Raw genomic sequence first — 19,673 nt, forward strand, 5'->3', positions numbered from 1 at the left:
TGTCATTTGCAATCGATTCTTGTTTCCTGGCGGGTTGCGGCTTCAGCGCAGCGCCGACGTGCAGATCGGCGCATTGATGTAGACATCGCCGATGCGGCGCTCTCCGCGGTCCTTGCGGGTCATGTAGCGGAACATCAGGCTGACGCCGAGCTTGGTCAGGATTTCCACGTCGCGGTTGGCGCAGATATTGCGCTGCAGCGGCGCGGCATAGTTGACCTCGAAGCTGGCGAGATCCAGCATCGGCCCGCGGTAATTGGTCAGTTCCAGCTGGAACAGCACGTGCTTGCCGGGCACCGACTGGCAGCGGCGCAGCCGCGTTTCGCCGTCGATTTCGATCGGCAGGGCATCGTTGAGCTGGCGGCAGGCGCGCGCCAGCACGTTGTCGGGGCGCGTGGTATTGCGCAACAGTTCGGGCACGCCGGCGGCGCCGGTATTCTGGCCCGTGGCCGCCCCCTTGAGCATGCGCGACAGGGGTTCGGCTTCGTCGACCGCGGCAGCCGGCGCCGACGCCGCGGCGGCATTGCGCACCGGCACCGGCACCGGTGCCGCATGCAGCGCCAGCGGCAACAGCAGCGCGGCCACCCATGCAGGGGTGGCCAGGCCAGGCGAAGCGGAAATCGGCGTGTGTCGTGTTCTCATGCAGGCTAACGTTGCCGGGAGCGGTACTGTCGTCCGTCTCTGCGAGGCCGGCCGCGCATGTCACGCGACACTCACGCCGACAGGCTGGCATTGTACCCTTCACCTTGCCAGGCGTGAAAGGCACGCCACGCCTGCCATCATGGCGTCAGTGCACGCATGGCATGCATTCCGGTCAGATGCTCGCTTGATTCCAGCATCTGGCAAGTTTGCCAATCCTGCCAACTTCATCGAACCCGACCTTGGCAGGGCAATATTCCGGAACGAGTGCTTCAAACCTGTGCAACCCGCTGCGGCATCGCTTTCGTTATGTTGTGCAACAATTGCCCCTTTCCAACGGCTTGCAGCCGCGCCCCGGCATCGCCCGCGGCGGTGATCGCCACGCAACCGCATGCACCGGATTTCTTCCATGTCCCGTTCCCCGAGCGCTGCCTCGACCGCGCGCTTTCCCGCCTGGCTTTTGATATGCGGCTCGCTGATGGCGATCGCGCCGCTGTCGATCGACATGTACCTGCCGAGCTTTCCCGCGCTGGCGGGCGACCTTGGCGTCGATATCGGCCAGGTACAGCTGACCCTCGGCACGTTCCTGGTCGGCCTTGCCGTGGGGCAGGCGTTCTACGGGCCGTTCAGCGACCGCTTTGGCCGCAAGCCGCCGCTGTATCTGGGACTGGGACTCTATGTGGTTGCGGCGATCGGATGCGCACTGGCGCGCAATGCCGAGACGCTGATGCTGTGGCGCTTCCTGCAGGCGCTGGGCGGCTGCGCCGGCATGGTGATGGCGCGCGCCGTGATCCGCGACCGGCTCGAGGCCCATGAATCGGCGCGCGCGTTTTCGTCGCTGATGCTGGTGATGGGGCTGGCGCCGATCCTCGCGCCGGTCATCGGCGGCGCGATCCTTACGGCGGCCGGCTGGCGCACGATCTTCTGGGTGCTGGCGGCGGCCGGCCTGGCCATCCTGTTGCTGGTGCACTGGCGCATGGAGGAGTCGCTGGACCGGCGCCAGGCGGCGCCGCTGCGGCTTGGCACCGTAGCCAGGAGCTACGGCGAGCTGCTGCGCGACCGTGAATTCGTCGGCTACTCGATGTCGGCCGGTTTCGGGTCGGCGGGGATGTTCGCGTATATCTCCGGTTCGCCGTTCGTGCTGATCGAGCTGCACGGCATTGCGCCGTCGCACTATGGTTTCGTGTTCGGCGCCAATGCGCTGGGCCTGATCGTCATGTCGCAGCTCAACAGCCGGCTGGTGCACGGTCGCACGCTCGACCAGGTCCTGGGACGGGCGCTGCTGGCGCCTTGCGCCGCGGGCGCGGTGCTGGCCGTGGCGGCGCTGGCCGGGCTGGCGACGCTGCCGGTGCTGCTGGCGGCATTCTTCGTCTTTATCGGTGCGCTGGGCTGCGTCACGCCCAATGCTTCGGCGCTGGCGCTGGCGCACCAGGGGCATCGCGCCGGCACGGCTTCGGCACTGATGGGTACGCTGCAGTTTTCGCTGGGCACGCTCGGCGGCGCGGCCGTGAGCGTGTGGCGCGACGGCACCGCGCTGCCGCTGGCCGTGGTGATGGCGCTATGCGGCGCTGGCGCGGTGCTGATGCGTTACTACGGCAGCTCCGGCGCTGGCCGGGCGGCTGCCTGACGAATCAGGCGGCCTGCTGCAAGGCGGCGGCCTGCTGTACGACCACCATGTGTGCCGGCATGGGCGCGGCATAGCCGGCCTGGCCGAAGCACTCGCGGATGATGCGGTTTGTGTCGAAGTACACCTGCCAGTAATGGTCGTTGTGGCAATGCGGGCGTACCGCCAGCACCGGCCCGACCAGCGTGAATTCCAGGATCTCCACGTCGACCGCGGGTTCCGGCAGCACGTTCGGGATCTGCGCGATGCGCGACTTGAGCAGCGCCGCCGCATCGGCCACGTCGGTGCTGCCCGCGAGCTGGGCCTTCAGTTCCACGCGCCGGTACGGATTGGCGGTGAAGTTCTGGATCGTATCGCTGAAGATCTTGTTATTGCCGATCACGGTCTGCACGTTGTCCGGCGTATCGAGCGACGTGGCGAACAGCCCGATCTCGCGCACCGTGCCGGTGACGCCGCCAATGGTAACGAAGTCACCCACCTTGAACGGCCGCAGCACCACCAGGAACGCGCCGGCCGCGAAATTCGACATCAGTCCCGACCATGCCATGCCAATGGCCACGCCGGCGGCGGCAATCAGCGCGGCGAAGGTGGTGGTCTGGATGCCGAAGTAGCCGAGGATGCCGATCACCAGCACCACATTCAGCGTGACCGTGACGATCGAACCCACATAGCGCAGCAGCGTCGGGTCGACCTTCTGCTTGCCGAGCGCGTTCTGCACCATCCGTACCACAAAATGGATCAGCCATCGGCCGATGACCCAGAACGCTAGCGCTGCCAGGATCTTGACCCCGAACTGCGTGGCATAGGCGACCACCAGGGTCTTGAGGTTGTCGAAAGTCGTGGCATCCATTGGCGTGTCCTCTCGGTTTGGGTGAGTGGTGCAGCCCTGCGCGCTGACGCGGCGCAATACGTGGGCACGGCAATTATTGGAATGCCGTGCCTCGAAGTGCAAGCAAATAATTGTCAAGACAAGCTGGCCGGCAGGCCAGCTTGCCCAGGCGCCGCCGGGCGGCGCAACCGCCTTACCAGTTGGTTTCGCGCTCCGGCGTGGCGGAGATGCGGTGCAGCGTCAGGTCCGCGCCGTTGAACTCGCCTTCGGCATCGAGCCGGATGCCGACCAGCTTCTTGAGCGCGCCGTATACCAGCGTGCCACCCGCCAGCGCCACCACGATCCCCAGCACCGTGCCGATCAGCTGCGCGCCGAGCGACACGCCGCCCAGCCCGCCCAGTGCCCTGGCCCCGAAAATGCCCGCGGCGATGCCGCCCCAGGCGCCGCACAGCCCGTGCAGCGGCCAGACGCCCAGCACATCGTCGATATGCCACCTGTTCTGCGCCAGCGTAAACATATAGACGAAGAGGGCGCCCGCAACTCCGCCCGTGATCAGTGCGCCCAGCGGGTGCATCAGGTCCGAACCGGCGCATACCGCCACCAGCCCGGCCAGCGGGCCGTTGTAGGCAAAGCCGGGATCATTGCGCCCGGCGGCCCACGCCGCCAGCGTGCCACCGGCCATCGCCATCAGCGAATTGATCGCAACCAGGCCGCTGATCTTGTCGACGGTCTGCGCGCTCATCACGTTGAAGCCGAACCAGCCCACTGCCAGGATCCACGCACCCAGCGCCAGGAACGGGATATTGGAAGGCGGATGGGCGCTGATGCGCCCGTCCTTCTGGTAGCGCCCGCGCCGCGCGCCGAGCAGCAGCACCGCCGGCAGCGCGATCCAGCCGCCCAGCGCATGCACGACCACCGAGCCGGCAAAGTCATGGAACGGCGCGCCGGCAACCTGTGTGATCCAGTCCTGCACCCCGTAGCGCTGGTTCCACGCAATGCCTTCGAAGAAGGGATAGACAAAACCGACCAGAACGAAGGTCGCGACCAGTTGCGGATTGAAGCGCGAACGTTCGGCAATACCGCCCGAGATAATCGCCGGAATGGCGGCGGCAAAAGTCGCCAGGAAAAAGAACTTGACCAGGTCGTAACCGCTTTTCTGGGCCAGCGTTTCTGCCCCGGACATGAATTGCACGCCGTAGGCAATGGTGTAACCGATAAAGAAATAGGCAATCGTGGAAACTGCGAAATCCACCAGAATCTTTACCAGTGCATTGACCTGGTTTTTCTTGCGCACCGTGCCTAGCTCGAGGAAAGCAAAGCCGGCGTGCATGGCCAGCACCATGATGGCGCCAAGCAGGATAAACATGGCGTCGGTGCCGGTCTTCCAGTTGTCCATAGTGACCTCATGCTCAAAATGGGCGCATGGGTATGCAAAAAGCATTCCAGTTGCGGCTGCATCCTGGTGCCGGCTGCACCGGAGTGGGCGGAATCCGCACCGGAATGCCGCGCGCAGGGAACCGGGCCCGCAGGACGTCGGAGCCGGGCGCCGGCGGCCGTGCCTGATATGCGCCAGAATGGCGCTTCGCCGGCATGTTCGGCTGACCCGTTTTGGTGCGACGCCCCAATTCCGGGCGTTTGCCGGGTCCGGGCCCGTGACAGCGTTGCCTTGCGGCGCAACGCCGCAGCCAGCCGAAGCGGGCCCGTGACAAGCGCGAAAAGAGCGGGAAATTGCCCGCTAACCGGCCTCAAGCAAGGATTTGCGGGTTTTTTCGTTGCATTGGTGCCACTGGGGATTGCTCAACGCACAAGGGGCAGATTAGACTGCGCCGATCGATGTTTTGCCGCCAGGCAAGCACATCGGTGACGACGACCAACAAGGGAAATCAGCCATGAATAAAGGTGAACTGGTATCGGCCATCGCCACGGAAGCAGAACTGAGCAACGCCGCCGCTGAGCGCGCGCTCAACGCAGCGCTGGACAGCATCAAGAAGGCAGTGGCAAAGGGTGATTCGGTCACGCTCGTAGGTTTTGGCAGCTTCAGCGCCGGCAAGCGCGCCGCGCGCACCGGACGCAATCCGCGCACCGGCGAAACCATCAAGATCCCGGCCGCCAAGACGGTCAAGTTTTCCGCCGGACAGGGTTTCAAGGACGCGGTGAACAAGAAGAAGTAAGCAGTTTGCGTCCACAGCGTGAAAGAGCGGCCAGGCAGGCCGCTTTTTTGTTTTGCGCGCCGTGCGCGATGACCGGCAACGGCGGGGCCGATCCGGGTTAAACTGCCGGCGCCTGGATGCCGCCAGCCGGCCCGGGCGACCGCCCCCGCAATCCGCACCCCCGATCCGAACTCCCCGCATCATGAACGACCTGTCCCACCAGCTTTCCATGACCGTGCTGATGACGCCGGACATGGCCAATTTCTCCGGCAACGTCCACGGCGGTACCATCCTGAAGTACCTGGACATGGTCGCGTATGCCTGCGCCAGCCGCTATGCGGGCCGCTACGTGGTGACGCTGTCGGTTGACCAGGTGGTGTTCCGCCAGCCCATCCACGTGGGCGAGCTGGTGACCTTCCTGGCCTCGGTCAACTTTACCGGCCGCAGCTCGATGGAGATCGGCATCAAGGTCGTGACCGAGAATATCCGCAGCAAGCTGGTGCGCCACACCAACAGCTGCTACTTCACCATGGTGGCGGTCGACGACAACGGCGCCCCGGCGGAAGTGCCGCCGCTTGAGCCGCGCGATGAAGTCGAGCGCCAGCGCTTTGCCGCCGCCCAGCAGCGCCGTGCACTGCGCCAGGAAATGGAAAAGCGCCACGGCGACATCAAGTCGTCGGTGACCTGACACGTTGCCATCCACCATGATGAAGCGATCCTGCACGATCCTGGCCCTGGCCGCCTGCGCGGCGGCCACGGGCGGCGCGCATGCCGAGGAGATCGGCAGCGTCAGCACCAATTTCCGCGTGACCGGCTCCGACAAGGTCGTCATCGAAGCCTATGACGACCCACAGGTCGAGGGCATCACCTGCTACGTGTCGCGGGCCCGCACCGGCGGCATCAAGGGCCAGCTGGGCATGGCAGAAGACCCGCCGGAAGCCTCGATCGCGTGCCGGCAGGTGGGGACCATCGCCTTCAAGGGGCCGCTGAAGCAGCAGGACAACGTCTTTTCCGAGCGCATGTCGGTGCTGTTCAAGACCCTGCATGTGGTGCGCGCGGTCGATCGCAAGCGCAATACGCTGGTCTACCTGACCTATTCGGACCGCATCGTCAGCGGCAGCCCGCAGAACAGCGTGACCGCCGTGCCGGTTCCGGCCGGCACGACGATTCCCGTCAAGTAGAGCGCCGCCGGCTGGTGGTTTGCCGCCGGCTGGTCAGGCTGCCTGGTCGAACAGCTTGCGCAGGTTCGACTTGAGGATCTTGCCATTGGCATTGCGCGGCAGCATCTCCCGGTAGAGCAGGATGCGCACCGGCACCTTGAACGCCGCCAGCCGCTCGCGCACGAACTCCTGCAATTCGGCTTCGGTTGCGTGCATGCCTGGCTTGAGGCTGACCACGGCCGCCGGTTCCTCGCCCAGCGTCTTGTGCGCGATGCCGACCACCGCTGCGTCCATCACCGCGGGATGTTCGTACAGCGTGCTTTCCACCTCGATGCAGTAGATGTTCTCGCCGCCGCGGATCAGCATGTCTTTCATGCGGTCGACGATATAGACATAGCCTTCCTCGTCCAGCCGCGCGATGTCGCCGGTGCGCAGCCAGCCGTCGACAAAGGTCTGCGCCGTGGCTTCGGGCTTGTTCCAGTAGCCGCGCACGACGTTGGCGCCGCGTACCAGCAGTTCGCCGGTCTCGCCCGGCGGCAGCGCCTGGCCGCGTCCGTCGACCACCTTCATTTCGCCGATCGGCAGCGCCGGACCGCTGCTGTCGGGCCGCAGCACGTATTCCTCGGCGCTGTGGCTGGTGAAGGTCGAAGAGGTTTCGGTCATGCCCCAGCCGATGCCGGGCGCGGCCGTCGGGAACACGTCGCCGATGCGCCGCACCAGTTCCGGCGACGCCGGCGCGCCGCCGTAGTTGACGTTCTCCAGCGAAGACAGGTCGAAGCGCGCGCGCTCCGGATGCTCGAGGATCTGCCAGGCGATGGTGGGCACGCCGCCGGCGGCGGTGCAGCGCTCGCGCTCGATCAGCTCCATGCCGCGCAGCGCGTCCCAGCGGTGCATCAGCACGATCTTGCCGCCGGTGGCGAGCGCGCCGTTGAGCACCGCCATGCAGCCGGTGACATGGAAGAACGGCACCGCCAGCAGCATGGCCTTCTGCGGGGCCGCGGGATCCGGCGCCGGAATCGGCTCGCCGCGGCGCAGCAGGTTGCGCAGCGGGCTGAAGCTGCCAGCGGCCGCGACCGTGGCGGAGTTGCGGTGCGTGCCCAGTGCCCCCTTGGGTTTGCCGGTGGTGCCGGAGGTATAGAAGATGGTGGCATCGTCCTCGGGGTCGATACCGACCTGCGGCGGCGATTGCTGCGGCAGCGCGGCCCAGTCGGCGCTGGTGCCGATCACGCTTTCCAGTGCGGCGACGCGAGGATCGCCGGTCGCAGCGCCGGTGCGCGAGACGTAGACGCGTTCCAGCGACGGGCAGCCGGGCAGATGCTCGAGGATGCGGTCGAGCCGCTCGGCATCGACGATGGCCACGCGGCTGCCGGAGTCGGCCAAGCCGTATTCCAGCTCGGCGCCGGTCCACCACGCGTTCAGCGGCGTCACGATCGCGCCCGCGAGCAGCGCGCCGTAGAACGCCACCGGCCACTCCGGCAGGTTGCGCATCGCCAGCGCCACGCGGTCGCCCTTGCGCACGCCGTCGCGCACCAGCGCATGCGCCAGCGCGATGGCGGCGCGTCGGAAGGCATCGTAGGAAACGCGCTCGTCCTCGTAGACCACGAAGGTGCGGTCGCCGAAGGCACTGGTCGCGCGGAACAGGTCGCACAGCGTCGCGGGTGCGTGCTTCCAGACTGTGGTGGGGATGCCGCGGATCACGCGCGACTCGGTCTCGAACGGCGAGCCGGGCGCGGTCAGCCGGGCATGGGCCTCGGCCAGGGACATGACCGGCCAGTTGCCGGCCGCTTGCGGATTGCTTGACATGACTGCCTCCCGTAACTGCGCTGCAGGTTGAGGGCAATGCAAAGAAAGCGGCGTGCGCCCGGACAGGCCGGCGCACGCGCAACGCTTGCGTCAGAAGCTCAGGTACAACTCAGGATACCGGTCAGATCGTCACGCCGCCATCGACCACCAGCGCCTGGCCGGTCATGAAGCTGCTCGCGGCGGAGGCCAGGTACACGGCCGCGCCGGCAATCTCGATCGGCTCGCCGATGCGGCGCAGCGGGGCGCCCTGCGTGGACTGCTTGTAGCGCTCCGGATCTTCCCACAGCGCGCGCGCGAAGTCGGTCTTGATCAGGCCCGGCGCGATGCAGTTGACGCGCACGTTGTGCGGCCCGAATTCCACCGCGAGGTTGCGCGCCAGCTGGAAATCCGCGGCCTTGGAGATGTTGTACACGCCGATGGTCGGCGAGCCGCGCAGGCCGCCGATCGACGACACGATGATGATCGAGCCGTCCTTGCGGTCGATCATCTGCGGCGCGACCATCTGGATCAGCCAGTGGTTGGAAATGACGTTGTTGTCCAGCACCTTGCGGAACTGGTCGTCCGAGACGCCGCCCATCGGCCCGTAGTACGGGTTGGACGCGGCATTGCAAACCAGTACGTCGATCTTGCCGAAGGTCCGGTTGGTTTCGTCGACCAGGTGCTGCAGGTCTTCCTTCGACGAGATATTGGCGGGCACCGCGATGGCCGTGCCGGCGCCATGGCGTGCATTGAGCGCGTCAACCACTTCCTGGCAGGCCTCTGCCTTGCGCGAAGAAATCACTACCTTGGCGCCCTGGACGGCCATCTGCTCGGCGATGGCGCGGCCGATGCCGCGCGAGGAGCCGGTGACGATGGCAACCTTGCCCGTCAGATCGAACAATGACATGGAGTCTCCTGTATAGCTGCGCCGGCGTCAGCGGCCGGCTTCATGCAGGCGGCGGGTCTGCCGCGCTGTGGTCCTGGCGATGCGGCGCAAACGCTGCATCGACGGATCATTATGGTGGTGGCGCGCCAGCCGAGTCCACAGCGCAACGGCCCGGATGACGGCCATATCAGCATTCTTTCTGCGGGCAATGCGCGGCGTGCATGAAGGTCTGGTGCAGCGCGGCACGGCAACGCTGCAAGGTGGCGCGCACGCCGCGCATTTCATGCGGTCATGCGTGCGCGTTAGCCGCGAGCAAGAGCGGCAGCGCCGCCATCAGTTCGTGCCGCAGGGCATCGTCGAGCCGTATGCCGAAGCGTTCGTCCAGGACCTGCACCACGGCCTCAGGCGTTTCCAGCCGCTGGCGCCGCACGCTGCCGTCCGGCGCGCGTTCGGCCAGATCGCCATCGGCCAGCGTCACGCGCGTGCCGCCGTCGGTGCGCGCGGCCATCAGCCGGCGCAGGAACACACTGTCCGGATGCGTCGAGACATACCAGTTGCGCGGCCCGAAATCGATCCATGGCTGCGGCGTCAGGTCGAAGCGGTAGACCTTGAGCCAGCCCGTATCGCCACGCGCCTCCAGGTCGAAGCTATGGAACGCGCTGCCGGCCGCTTCCGGCGGGGAGCTGGCGAGCCGGTAGGGGAAGTCGTCGTCGGCAGGCGCGGACAGCGCCATCGCGCGAAACGGCGTGGGTCCGCCGAAGCCGACATCGGCGACATAGCTGCGATGCGCCACTTCCACGCGCAGCAGCATGTGCGACGCCACGGTCTCGACCGCATCGGGCACGCCCCAACGCACGCGCGCGGCCAGCGGCGTCACGCTGAAGCCGAACGCTGCCAGCGCCGCCGCCAGCAGCGTGTTGAGTTCGAAGCAGTAGCCGCCGCGCCCGCGCGTGACCAGCTTGTCGAAAACGGCGTCGACATCGATGCTGACCGGCCGCCGCAGCAGCGGGTCGATGTTCTCGAACGGAATGCTGGCCAGCTGCGCGCCGAGCACGGCGTCGAGCGCCTCCAGCGTGGGCGAGGGCGGGGCGGCGATGCCCAGCCGCGCGCAATAGGCGTCGAGTTGGGCGGCTTCTAGCGTGATCATGGCAGGCAGGCCTCCACGGTGGCGGATTCAGTTGAGCACTTCCAGCGCGGCCAGGTCGAGCAGCTCGATACCGCCGTATTCCAGCCGCAGCAGGCCGCGGGCTTCGAGTTCGCGCAGGGCGTGGTTGACGGTCTGGCGCGACAGTCCCAGCATCTGCGCGAGCTGTTCCTGCGGGATGCGCACGCGCAGCACCGCATCGGCACGCGCCGGCAGGTTGCCGTAGCCGTGCGCGATCGCGGCCAGGCGCCGGGCAATGCGTGCCGCGGGCAGCAGCAGCTGTGTCTCCTCGACATAGTCGAAGGCCAGGCGCGTCCTTGCGGCAAGCAGCCGCCCGAACGCCTGCCACCATGCCGGATGCTGCGCCAGGCGCCGCTCCAGCGGCGCGCGCGGCACGTGCCACAGCGCGGCGGCGCTGACCGCGCGCGCGTCGTGCGTGCGCGGCAGGCCGTCGAACAGGCAGATCTCGCCGAACCAGCTGCCGGGCTCGAGCAGTCCCAGCAGCGCCGCCTTGCCCGATTCGCCGCTGGCATGGATCTGCACGGTGCCGCTGGCCACGCAGTACAGGCCGTCGAAGCGGTCGCCTCGGGCAAACAAGGTCTCGCCGGGCACCAGCCGGCGCAGGCAGCCGTCGTCGAGCAGTGCCTGGCGCAACCCCGGCGGCAAGTGGCTGAACCAGGCGCCGGCGCGCACCGCGGCCAGCGGGTCGTCCTCCGGCAGCGAGTTGTGCGGCCGCGCGCGCGCTGGCGCGGCACGGGCCGGCAGCGGGGCGTGGCGGTGCGGCGGGGGCGCGGATCCCATGCCGGTCTCCTGTTTCCTGTTGGGGCGAAAGGTCGTCAAAACCGGTGTGCCGGCAGATTGTCAAAAACCAGACAGACCCGCCGGTATGCGCCCACTACTATAAATCCACATCGCGACCCGAGCGCGGACAGCAGCAGGCGGCAGCTTCCGCGCACGCCTGCGCACACAAGGAGACGCCCCGTGAAAACCCTGATCGAGTACCTGGCCAACTACGCCGCCTACCACCGAGATTCGCGCAATATCGTCACCCATTTCATCGGCATCCCGATGATCGTGCTGGCGGTGACCACGCTGCTGGCGCGGCCGGCCATGCCGCTGGGCGACGGCTCCGCCCACCTGACCCCGGCGATGCTGGTGTATATCCTGTCGTGCCTGTTCTACCTGCGCCTGTCGCTGGGCTTCGGCGTGGCGATGGCGTCGATCCTGGCGCTCTTCCTCTATGCCGGCGCGCACATTGCCGCCATGCCGACCGCTGCGTGGCTGGCCACCGGGGCCGGCCTGTTCGTGGCGGGGTGGATTATCCAGTTCATCGGCCATTACTACGAAGGGCGCAAGCCGGCGTTTGTCGACGACCTGGTGGGCCTGCTGATCGGCCCGCTGTTCCTGGTTGCCGAAACCGCTTTCGCGCTGGGGCTGGCGCGCGACACGCGCGACGCGATGGCGGCACGCGCGCACTGACAGGGCATTGTGAAGCGGATCAGGGCAGGCCTGCCGGCAAGCGCAGACGTGCCGACAGCCCGCCCAAAGGGCTGGTTGCCAGCGTCAGGCTGCCTTCGTACATCGCAGCGATCTCGGTGGCGATCACCAGGCCCAGCCCGCTGCCGGCAGCCGCCTCGTCCAGCCTGCCGAAGCGGGCGGTGGCCAGTTCGCGCGCCTCGGGCGGCATGCCCGGCCCATCGTCCTCGACCGCTATTTCCAGTTCGCCGCCAGCCTCGCGCAGCGTGACGCGCACGCGCGTGCGCGCCCACTGGCCGGCGTTGTCGAGCAGGTTGCCGAGCATCTCGACGAGGTCCTGGCGGTCGCCGGCAAAATGGCCGTTGCCTTCGACTTCCAGCGCCAGTTCGCGCCCGGCTTTCTAGCGAGCGAGGTCAGCACCACCGTCCCGCCGTTGACGGTGACAGTGCCGGCGCGCGGATTCATCCGAACCGGGCCGCATTGCAGCTCCGGCACAGCCATGCCGTGCGCGCGCCGGCAGGTCTTCCATGCGGAAGGGCTTGGCCACGTAGTCGTCGGCGCCAGCGTCGATGCCTTCGACCTTCTCGGTCCAGTTGTCGCGCGCGGTCAGGATCAGAATCGGCATGTGCGGCAGGCATGGCCGCGAGCGCCAGCAGCGCTGCCAGTGCGGCAGCGGACAGCATGCGGGCGGGGCGCCGCAGCGGCGCGGAAAAGCGCTTCATGGCCCGAAGCTTGCAACAAAAAGCCTGAACGCGGGCTGAACGAAACGCTCAGGCAGGGTTCAGCCAGCGCCGCCGACAATGCCCCGCATCCCATCCAAGGAACCGGACATGTCCCCACCCGAGACCCTCGCCAGCGATTCGCCGCCCCTTGGCAACAGGCCTCTGCGCACGCTGGCGCTTGCGGCCGTTGCACCGGTTTCGCTGCTGTGCGTGGCCAGCGTGTTCGGCATGCAGGCCAGTCTGCCGGCACTGTCGCACGCATGGGCGCAAGCTGATGCATCGCTGCCGCTGCCGCTGCTCGCGCTCGGCGCGCTGTTTGCAGGCCCGCTGCTTGCGCTTCCGGTGCGCGGCTGAGGCACGCAATCCGGTCCGCATGTTCGCGTCGCGCAGCGTGTGCAAGCGCCAAAACGGGGGTACGTAGGCCCTCTTCGCGTTTTCACTGAGGCAAAGCTACGACAAAACCCGGGGTTTTCACGGGGTTTTGCGCTTCGCATGCACGAAAACCCCTTGACTTACGGTTGTTTCCGCTATGATTCAGTGGGCGCCGACAAGGCGTTTTGCGCAGCGCTGCTGAGCGATGCAAAACGATGAAGCCGGCATCCATCGTTCAACTTACGTATATCGATATGGCGACCAAAGCGAAACCGACCGCGAAGACTGCAACCAAGCCCGCTGCCAAGAAGGCCGCGGCAACCAAGGCACCCGTGAAGGCTGCCGCCAAGAAGGCCGCGCCGGCCAAGAAGGCTGCTTCCGCCGCTGCGCCCGTTGCGCGCCCGCTGAAGGACACCTTCAACAAGTCGAGCCTGGTCGCTCACCTGGTAGCCCAGACGGAACTGGAAGCCAAGACCGTGAAGACGGTCCTGGCCCATCTGGAAAACACCATCGTCAGCGCGCTGAACAAGAAGGGCGCTGGTGAATTCACGCTGCCGGGCCTGCTGAAGGTGACGGCACAGCAAGTCCCGGCCAAGAAGAAGCGCTTCGGCAAGGACCCGTTCACCGGTGAAGAGCGTTGGTTCCCGGCCAAGCCGGCCAGCGTCAAGGTGAAGGTGCGCCCGCTGAAGAAGCTGAAGGACGCCGCGGCCTGATCTGCGCCACAGCCTGTCCCAATGAAAAAGGAGCCGCTCGCGGCTCCTTTTTTCATGGCTGGGACAATGTGGGCCATTTAATCCAGGTCAATCCGCCAGCGCGGGCGTCCCCCTAGAATCCCAGACGTCATGGGTGCGGGGGCGCTCCCCATGACAGGCTTCGGCGTCTTCCCCGAAGCTGGTGCCCGCGGCCTGAGAGGGCCGCGGGTTTTTTGTTGGCCGGGAATTACTGGCCGGCGATTGCCGGCGCGTTGCCGTGGCTCAGCCAATGACCTGCTTGGCGAAGGTGGCGCGCTGCATCTCGCACACTTCCACCGATACCTGCACCGACTGGCCACCGTCCACGCCCGTGCGCACGGCGTCGGCGATCACGTCGCAGACGGCCTGGCCCAGCGCCTGGCGCACGGCAGTGTCGCGGCCATCGAGGATCGACAGGCGCGCATGGACGAACGCGCGTTCCGCGGCATCCACGCCCTGGCGGTAAGTCGACAGCGTGATGCAGCGCGACTTGATATCGGCCTCCTGGAACTGCCCCGATGCCAGCAGCGCGGCGTTGGCTTCGTCGAGCAACTCTTCCTGCGAGCAGTTCAGGCGGGTGTTTTCCGTGAGTTCGATGACGAGGTGGGGCATGGCGGTATCCTGGATGATCCTGGCGATGGGGCCGGCGGGAATGCCGGCGAGAGCGAGCATGATACGGGAACAAGCGGGGATCGCGCGCCACGTGGAATGCAACGGGGCGCCCGAAGGCGCCCCGCTTGGCTTGCCGCGAAGGTGGCTGCGGATCAGGCGTGGACGTACTCACGCATGACTTGCGCAGCCTGCTCCGTGGCGAAGCGCGCCGGGTTCTCGCGCGCCAGTTGCTGCAGCTGCTCCAGCTTGGCCTTCAGCCCGGCATCGAGCTTGGGCGCGGGCATCACCGTGGACGGGCAGGCCACCCCAAGGATGCTGAGCGCCTGCTGGAAGTTCTCAAGCGTCAGGCCGAGCGCCGGATCGACGCTGACCAGGTGATCGCGCATGGCTTCCGGCATGGACTCGGGCGCGGCGCATGACAGGATCGCGTAGTGGACGGGCGCCGCAGCCTGCGCAAAATAAGCGGCGATCTCTGCGCCGTGGCCGCCGGTGGCGGCCGGGGTCATGGCCTCGATCTGCAGGTCCAGCTGCTGCAGGATCGCCGCCGGCGTGCCGCGACGCCAGGCATCGGACACCACCACGCGCGCACCGGCGACACCGAACAGGCGGCGGACGAAGCCGAGCGCGATCGGGTCGAAGAACCTGACATCGCGCAGCGTGCCCGAATCCGGAATGCCGCCGAGGCGGGCGCGGGAGCGGTCGGAGTACAGGACGCCGGGCACGTCCAGCATGATCAGTCGTTCAGCCATGGTTTCCTGGGCGGATGCCAGTTCAGTTGGTGTGAGGCAAGATTACTAGGCAGCCAGCGCCCTGCACGTAACCGGCACCGCTTCAGTTGAAACAGTTCTGTAACTTTGTCGAGGAAGTCGTAAATGCCGGTTACTTCCCCATGTCAAATGTTTCGGACAGACACATCTGTCCGACGCATCGCCGATAACGGCGCGCGACAAAGGGCTGTTCAGAAGCGGAAACGCGCCACATCCTCGGCCAGAACCGCGGCCTGGTGATCGAGGCGCCCGGCCTGTCCGCCCAGCTCATCCACCAGCGCGGCGTTCTGCTGGGCGGTCTGGCGCAGCTGCGTGACGGATCCGGCAGCCGCCTGCACACTGGCGGCCTGCTGGTCGGCCAGCGTGCACAGGGTTCCGGCCAGCGCATGGCTGTGCTGGACCGCGGTGGCGATACGCTCCATGGCTGCCACCACGTCGCCGCTCAGGCGCGCGCCCAGGCCGATTTCATGCGTGGCCGTGCCGATGATGCCGCCGATCTCGCGCGCGGCATCGGCGCTGCGCTGGGCCAACGCGCGCACTTCCTGCGCGACCACGGCAAAGCCGCGCCCGGCCGCACCCGCGCGGGCGGCCTCGACGGCGGCGTTGAGCGCCAGGATATTGGTCTGGAACGCGATGCCCTCGATCACGCTGACAATCTCCGCGATATGGCGCGAGTGGCCGTGCAGCGCGTCCATGGCGCCGCGCATCTGCCGCACCACATCCGCGCCGGCATCGGTGGCGGTGCGCGCCTGGTCGGCCAGCAGGCTCGATTCGGTCGCCTGGGCGTGTGCGTCGGCAACGCGGCCCGCCAGCGCCTCCATGCTGGCACCCGCGGCATCGAGTGCGCTGGCCTGCAGCTGTGTGCGGGCCGACAAGGCGTGGTTGTCGGCGGCGATCTGCTGGCTGGCCGCGGCGATCTCCTGCGCGGAGCCATGAATGCGGGCCAGCACGCCGGCGAGCTGGTCGCGCATGCCCGCCACGTGGTGCAGCATGCTGCTGCGATCCGCGGGATGCAGCGCGATCGTGGCGGTCAGGTCGCCGGCGGCAATGCGCCGCGCAATCTCGGCCGCGTCGCGCGGCTCGCCGCCCAGCTCGGCCCGCAGGCTGCGCGCGGCGATCCACGCGAGCCCTGCCGCGGCCAGCAGGCTGGCGCCGAGCAGGGCCACCATCCACGCCTGCGCGCGCAGCTGGCTGCTGGCGACGCTTGCCACGGTGGCGGCGGCCTGCCGCTCCTGCCGCACGCGCACCGCCTCGATACGCTGGCTCAGTGCCTGCAATTGCTCGGTGACAAAGTGGCCCTCGACCGAGACCGCGCTGTCAAACTGGAGCGGATCGAGCGGCTGCTTGCGCAGCAGCGCGACATAGCCCTGCACCAGCTCGGCGGCGCGCTGCCGCGCCTCGAGCAGCGGTCCGGCCTGCGTGGCATTGGCCTGGCGCACGCCGGCCAGCGCCGTGTCGAGCCGCGCCAGCGCCTGGTCGATCTCGGCGGCGGCGGTGTCGCGCTCGGCGCCGCTGGTGGCCATGGTCAGCGCCAGCTGGGCGCGGCCGAGTGCGGCCAGCGCCGAATGCGCGCGCTCGGCCGACATGGCGCCATGCATGTCCTGCTGGTAGAGGGTATCGGTGCGCGCCTTGATCGACACCAGGTTGGCGATACCGGTCAGCCCGACCGCGGCCCCGAACAGGTAGACCAGGGCAAAGGCGGCGCACAGGCGTGCGACCAGCGGCAGGCGGTTCAGGCGCGAGGCCGCCCGGCCCAGCGCGGCAAAAGCCGGGCGGCGGCCCGGCAGGCTTGACTTGATGACGTGCAACACGGAGATGACTCCTGACGGGCGCGCGTCCAGCCAACCGCAGCGGGCGGCAGCGCAGCCCGGGCTTGACCCGGTTTGCCGTCGCGCCTTCCTCGTGCGGGAGGGTCGCTGGCGGCGCACGGATGGTGAACGATCAATGTGACGAAACCGTGACATGACAAGCATGGGACTGTCATCGTGCTGTCATATCAATGTCATGCAATGTGGCCCGCCCTCAGGGCCGTGCTGCCCTGCCCATCTGTTCGCCTCCCGGATCGACTCATGCCCGGCCACGACGCCGCACAGCCACAGTTCCTCCTCATCCCGGGCGTACCGGCCGGGCCGGTGGTGCCACGCGCGCAGATCCCGCCGCTGCATGCGGTGTTCCAGCCGATCGTGCACGCCGGCAATGCCGAACTGCTCGGCTACGAAGCACTGGTCCGCGGCCCCGCGGGATCGCCTTACGCATTGCCGGAAGCCCTGTTCCGCCTGGCGCAGGGCGTGGAGAACACCATCGCGCTGGAAATCGAGACGGCGCGCACCGCGCTGGCCGCCTGGCGCGGTTTGGAACTGCCGGGCAAGCTGTTCCTGAATTTCAGCCCGATGACGTTGCGGCATCTGCTGGCCGATCGAGAGCGCTTGTCGGGGGCATTGCTGCGCGCCGGTATCGCACCGTCGCGGCTGGTGATCGAGGTCACCGAGCAGACCCCGATCGGCGATGCCGCGAGCTTCGGCACGGCCACGTCGCTGCTGCGCGAGCTGGGCATGCAGTATGCGCTGGACGACTTCGGCTCCGGCCATGCCAACCTGGACCTGCTGGCGCAACTGTCGCCGCAGTTCGTCAAGATCGACAAGTCGCTGATACGCGGCATCGGCTCGTGCTCGCGGCGGCTGGAGATATTGCGTGCGGTGATGCGCATGATGAGCGCCTTTGGCGGGCGCGTCATTGCCGAGGGCATCGAGCATGAGGATGAGCTTGCGGTGGTGCGCGACCTCGGCGTGACCGGTGCGCAGGGCTACTACATCGGCAGGCCGTCGGCGCGCCCGGATACGCAGGTGGCACCGCAGGTGCTGCGCACGCTGGCGTCCCGGCATATCGCGGTGTTTCCGCAGGTGGTGCGCTCGGGCTGGTCCGGCATGACCGCCGGGCGGCTGTTGCGTCCGGCACCGACCGTGTCGCCCGCCGCCAGCAATGACGCGGTGCTGCGCATGTTCCAGAACCAGCCCGAGCTGGATGCCGTGGCGGTGGTCCATGACGATGGACGGCCGCTTGCCATCATCGGCCGCCAGGGCTTTATCGACCGCTACGCCGCGCCGTTCCACCGCGAGCTGTATGGCAAGAAGGCCTGCATTGCCATGGCCAACCGCGAGCCGGCCTGCTTTGAGCGCAGCGCGACGCTGGAGGAAATGGCGCAGATCCTGTCCGGAGAGAACACACGCTCGCTGGCCGATGGCTTCCTGATCACCGAGCAAGGCCGCTATATCGGGCTGGGCACCGGTGCCGACCTGATCCGCGCGATCACCGAAGTGCGCATGGAGGCGGCACGCTATGCCAATCCGCTGACGTTCCTGCCCGGCAATATCCCGCTCAACCAGCATATCGAGCGCCTGATCGACGCCGCCAGCGAGTTCCACGCGTGCTATGTCGACCTGAACCACTTCAAGCCGTTCAACGACAAGTACGGCTACTGGAAGGGCGACGAAATGCTCAAGGGCGCCGCCGCGATCCTGGCCGAGGCGTGCGACCCCGCGCGCGATTTCATTGGCCATGTCGGCGGCGACGACTTCCTGGTGCTGTTCCAGAGCAGCGACTGGCCGGCGCGGATGCGAGAGGCGATCCGGCGCTTCAACGATGCGGCACTCGCCATGTATGCGCCGGGGGATCGTGCCGCAGGCGGCATGCAGGGCGAAGACCGGCGCGGCCTGCCGGTGTTCTTTCCGCCGGTATCGATGGCGGCGGGCGTGGTGTGCGTCAGCGGGGAGGGCGTGGCTGCGCTGCAGCGCCTGGGCAGCCAGCATATCGGCGCCGCCGCGGCAGTCGCCAAGCGCGAGGCCAAGCGTTCGGCCACGGGCATGGCGGTGCTCGAGTTCCTGTCGCTGGCGCCAGCGCTGCAGGCCTAGCAACCAGAGGGCTTGCGCGCGGCCAGCTCACGACCTGTTACCGGCAGCCGCGGCAGGCTGCTTTCCTCCAGCACATCGAGGCGATAGCCATGGGCGTAGACGACGGTGACGATGATGCCGTTCTCGATGCCAAGCCGCAGCGTCTTGCGCAGCCGCGACATCAGGCCCGCCAGCGCCCGCGACAGCGGCGGCAGTTCATGGCGCCATACCGTCTGCTCGATGCGGCTGTTGGGCAGCACCCGGCCGGCGTTGGAAAACAGCAGCATGGCCAGGTCGAATTCCTTCGGCGTCAGTTCGATGCGCTCGTCGCGCAGCGTGGCGAAGCGCCCGACGCTGTTGAGCTGGTACGGGCCGGCCCGCACCACCAACCCCTGGCGCAAACGCTCGCCGGTCACGCGGCGGCGCAGCGCGGCGATGCGCGCCAGCAGCACGCGGTGGCTGAGCGGACGGCACATGTAGTCGTCAGCACCGGCATCCAGCGCGTCGACCAGGCGGTCTTCGCTGCTGTCGCTGCCCAGTATCATGATCGGCACATCGCGCGAGCGTGCGCTGCGCACCGCGCGGATCACGTCGATGGCCGGGATGTCGGCGACTTCGTCGGGAACCAGCAGCATGTCGTAGGTCTGCTGCAGGGCGCTGTGGATCAGGTCGCGGCCCGCGTCGAAGACGCTGCAGCGAAAACCCGAGCGCACCAGCAGGTCGGGAACGTCCTGCAACTGGGGCGACCTGCCCAGCAGCAGCGCAATAGTGATCGGCGACGGCATACGAAGCGAGCGTGACGGGGTGTGAGAACGGCAGGAAGGAGGCGGCTATCGGACAGCGTTGAACGGGATCGGAACCGAAGCGCGGCGCATGCCAGGCTGCGAATGACGGA

21 protein-coding genes are annotated in these 19,673 nt (G+C 67.5%); 8 read left to right on the forward strand and 13 right to left on the reverse strand.

The features are described 5' to 3' along the window. Positions 1-42 precede the first annotated feature (42 nt). On the reverse strand, positions 43-639 hold the full coding sequence (locus E0W60_RS00310; protein ID WP_135702564.1) for a hypothetical protein: 597 nt from the start codon (positions 637-639) through the stop codon (positions 43-45). Positions 640-1,045: 406 nt separating this feature from the next. Between E0W60_RS00310 and E0W60_RS00315 the strand changes: the two genes are divergently transcribed. After that, a complete protein-coding gene (locus E0W60_RS00315) occupies positions 1,046-2,263 on the forward strand; it encodes a Bcr/CflA family multidrug efflux MFS transporter (RefSeq protein WP_133093208.1) in 1,218 nt (405 codons plus the stop codon). A 4-nt stretch (positions 2,264-2,267) separates the two neighbouring features. Here E0W60_RS00315 and E0W60_RS00320 read toward each other — a convergent pair whose 3' ends face one another. Next, positions 2,268-3,110, reverse strand: coding sequence for a mechanosensitive ion channel family protein (locus E0W60_RS00320; protein WP_135702566.1), 843 nt, complete (start codon positions 3,108-3,110; stop codon positions 2,268-2,270). Positions 3,111-3,282: 172 nt separating this feature from the next. Continuing rightward, positions 3,283-4,485 carry an ammonium transporter gene (locus E0W60_RS00325; RefSeq protein ID WP_133093206.1) on the reverse strand — a complete coding sequence of 401 codons (1,203 nt, stop codon included), beginning with the start codon at positions 4,483-4,485 and terminating at the stop codon, positions 3,283-3,285. 493 nt (positions 4,486-4,978) lie between these two features. On the opposite strand from E0W60_RS00325, the gene E0W60_RS00330 reads away from it, so the two are divergent. The 3 genes from E0W60_RS00330 to E0W60_RS00340 all read left to right on the forward strand — a co-directional run bounded on the left by E0W60_RS00330 (position 4,979) and on the right by E0W60_RS00340 (position 6,420). Further along, positions 4,979-5,260 (forward strand): HU family DNA-binding protein, encoded by a 282-nt coding sequence (locus tag E0W60_RS00330; RefSeq protein ID WP_029047409.1) that lies wholly within the window; start codon positions 4,979-4,981, stop codon positions 5,258-5,260. A 181-nt stretch (positions 5,261-5,441) separates the two neighbouring features. Beyond that, positions 5,442-5,927 carry an acyl-CoA thioesterase gene (locus E0W60_RS00335; RefSeq protein WP_133093205.1) on the forward strand — a complete coding sequence of 162 codons (486 nt, stop codon included), beginning with the start codon at positions 5,442-5,444 and terminating at the stop codon, positions 5,925-5,927. Positions 5,928-5,943: 16 nt separating this feature from the next. After that, on the forward strand, positions 5,944-6,420 hold the full coding sequence (locus E0W60_RS00340; protein WP_371702962.1) for a CreA family protein: 477 nt from the start codon (positions 5,944-5,946) through the stop codon (positions 6,418-6,420). 33 nt (positions 6,421-6,453) lie between these two features. On the opposite strand, the gene E0W60_RS00345 is transcribed toward E0W60_RS00340, so the two are convergent. The 4 genes from E0W60_RS00345 to E0W60_RS00360 form a co-directional block, all read right to left on the reverse strand. Then, positions 6,454-8,202: a class I adenylate-forming enzyme family protein gene (locus tag E0W60_RS00345; protein ID WP_135702568.1), complete on the reverse strand. Its 1,749-nt coding sequence runs from the start codon at positions 8,200-8,202 to the stop codon at positions 6,454-6,456. A gap of 121 nt (positions 8,203-8,323) precedes the next feature. After that, a complete protein-coding gene (locus E0W60_RS00350; RefSeq protein WP_135702570.1) occupies positions 8,324-9,088 on the reverse strand; it encodes an SDR family oxidoreductase in 765 nt (254 codons plus the stop codon). 268 nt (positions 9,089-9,356) lie between these two features. Next, positions 9,357-10,214 carry an arylamine N-acetyltransferase family protein gene (locus E0W60_RS00355; RefSeq protein WP_135702572.1) on the reverse strand — a complete coding sequence of 286 codons (858 nt, stop codon included), beginning with the start codon at positions 10,212-10,214 and terminating at the stop codon, positions 9,357-9,359. Positions 10,215-10,241: 27 nt separating this feature from the next. Beyond that, positions 10,242-11,012 carry a Crp/Fnr family transcriptional regulator gene (locus E0W60_RS00360; RefSeq protein ID WP_135702574.1) on the reverse strand — a complete coding sequence of 257 codons (771 nt, stop codon included), beginning with the start codon at positions 11,010-11,012 and terminating at the stop codon, positions 10,242-10,244. A 180-nt stretch (positions 11,013-11,192) separates the two neighbouring features. Between E0W60_RS00360 and E0W60_RS00365 the strand changes: the two genes are divergently transcribed. Further along, complete coding sequence (locus E0W60_RS00365; RefSeq protein WP_135702576.1) at positions 11,193-11,690, forward strand: DUF962 domain-containing protein; 498 nt, start codon at positions 11,193-11,195, stop codon at positions 11,688-11,690. Positions 11,691-11,709: 19 nt separating this feature from the next. Here the strand turns inward: E0W60_RS00365 and E0W60_RS00370 are convergent, their stop codons facing one another. Continuing rightward, positions 11,710-12,012, reverse strand: coding sequence for an ATP-binding protein (locus E0W60_RS00370; RefSeq protein ID WP_240745789.1), 303 nt, complete (start codon positions 12,010-12,012; stop codon positions 11,710-11,712). A gap of 75 nt (positions 12,013-12,087) precedes the next feature. Next, on the reverse strand, positions 12,088-12,312 hold the full coding sequence (locus E0W60_RS38005; RefSeq protein WP_205751611.1) for a response regulator: 225 nt from the start codon (positions 12,310-12,312) through the stop codon (positions 12,088-12,090). 205 nt (positions 12,313-12,517) lie between these two features. On the opposite strand from E0W60_RS38005, the gene E0W60_RS00380 reads away from it, so the two are divergent. Together E0W60_RS00380 and E0W60_RS00385 are read left to right on the forward strand one after the other, a co-directional pair. Continuing rightward, positions 12,518-12,763, forward strand: coding sequence for a hypothetical protein (locus E0W60_RS00380; protein ID WP_135702578.1), 246 nt, complete (start codon positions 12,518-12,520; stop codon positions 12,761-12,763). 272 nt (positions 12,764-13,035) lie between these two features. Then, complete coding sequence (locus E0W60_RS00385; protein ID WP_063241379.1) at positions 13,036-13,494, forward strand: HU family DNA-binding protein; 459 nt, start codon at positions 13,036-13,038, stop codon at positions 13,492-13,494. 261 nt (positions 13,495-13,755) lie between these two features. Here the strand turns inward: E0W60_RS00385 and E0W60_RS00390 are convergent, their stop codons facing one another. The 3 genes from E0W60_RS00390 to E0W60_RS00400 form a co-directional block, all read right to left on the reverse strand. Next, positions 13,756-14,124: a 5-carboxymethyl-2-hydroxymuconate Delta-isomerase gene (locus tag E0W60_RS00390; RefSeq protein ID WP_133093198.1), complete on the reverse strand. Its 369-nt coding sequence runs from the start codon at positions 14,122-14,124 to the stop codon at positions 13,756-13,758. A gap of 152 nt (positions 14,125-14,276) precedes the next feature. Further along, on the reverse strand, positions 14,277-14,873 hold the full coding sequence (locus E0W60_RS00395) for an HAD domain-containing protein (RefSeq protein ID WP_135702580.1): 597 nt from the start codon (positions 14,871-14,873) through the stop codon (positions 14,277-14,279). Between the two features lie 209 nt (positions 14,874-15,082). Next, a complete protein-coding gene (locus tag E0W60_RS00400) occupies positions 15,083-16,702 on the reverse strand; it encodes a methyl-accepting chemotaxis protein (RefSeq protein ID WP_135702582.1) in 1,620 nt (539 codons plus the stop codon). A gap of 258 nt (positions 16,703-16,960) precedes the next feature. Here E0W60_RS00400 and E0W60_RS00405 point away from each other — a divergent pair, with 258 nt between their 5' ends. Beyond that, the gene (locus E0W60_RS00405; RefSeq protein ID WP_135702584.1) at positions 16,961-18,799 is read left to right on the forward strand and encodes an EAL domain-containing protein; all 1,839 of its coding nucleotides are present in this window, start codon (positions 16,961-16,963) and stop codon (positions 18,797-18,799) included. Here the strand turns inward: E0W60_RS00405 and E0W60_RS00410 are convergent. After that, entirely contained in the window at positions 18,796-19,551 is a 756-nt protein-coding gene (locus tag E0W60_RS00410; protein WP_133093332.1) for a response regulator transcription factor, read from the reverse strand. The genes E0W60_RS00405 and E0W60_RS00410 overlap by 4 nt on opposite strands. Between the last annotated feature and the right edge of the window lie 122 nt (positions 19,552-19,673).

Origin of the sequence: Cupriavidus oxalaticus, assembly GCF_004768545.1 — a bacterium.
GTDB lineage: Bacteria > Pseudomonadota > Gammaproteobacteria > Burkholderiales > Burkholderiaceae > Cupriavidus > Cupriavidus oxalaticus_A.